The organism is Vibrio sp. 704 (assembly GCF_033339295.1).
This window is the reverse complement of the sequence record NZ_JAWOUH010000701.1, coordinates 1-597: the sequence shown is the minus strand read 5'-3', so window position 1 is coordinate 597 and position 597 is coordinate 1. Positions and strand designations below refer to the sequence as shown.

Genomic DNA, 597 nt, shown 5'->3' with positions numbered 1-597 from the left:
TTTGGGCTGAGCTGATACTGAGCCTATATAGAAAACAAAAAGCCCGAAGCATTCATTCGCTTCGGGCTTTCTTATTGGATTAACGAATCTACTAGTAGATTACTTTAAGCGAGTCTTAAACTCGGCTACCGCTTCATCCATATCGTGTGCTTGAGCCGACACTGAGTTCACTTCATGCAAACATTCTTGCGCGGAGTGCATGTTGTTTTCAGAGATAACGTTCAGCTCAGTGATTGAGTCGCTAACTTGGTTCATCACAATGCCTTGCTCTTCAATCGCAGAAGCAATGCGCTCTGAGTTGCCTTGAATCGCGTGCATGTCCGTGATGATTTGCTGGAGGCTTGCGTCTAATTGTTCAGATGCACTCAGGGTTTGCTGACCTTGTTCGTTACATTGATCAATATCGGAAACCACCATCGACATCTGCGCTTGGATGTCCATCACCACTCGCGTGATCTCTTCCGTGGATTGATGTGTACGGCTCGCAAGAGCGCGAACTTCATCTGCAACCACGGCAAATCCACGTCCTTGCTCACCCGCACGAGCCGCTTCGATAGCCGCGTTAAGTGCAAGTAAGTTCGTTTGTTCAGCTATGTC

General features: G+C 47.7%; 1 protein-coding gene. It reads right to left on the bottom strand.

Annotated elements, in window-relative coordinates; all coding sequences use genetic code 11:
• Nucleotides 1-99 precede the first annotated feature (99 nt).
• A partial coding sequence (locus R7R24_RS28610; RefSeq protein WP_318120446.1) for a methyl-accepting chemotaxis protein occupies nt 100-597 on the bottom strand: 498 nt, incomplete at its 5' end.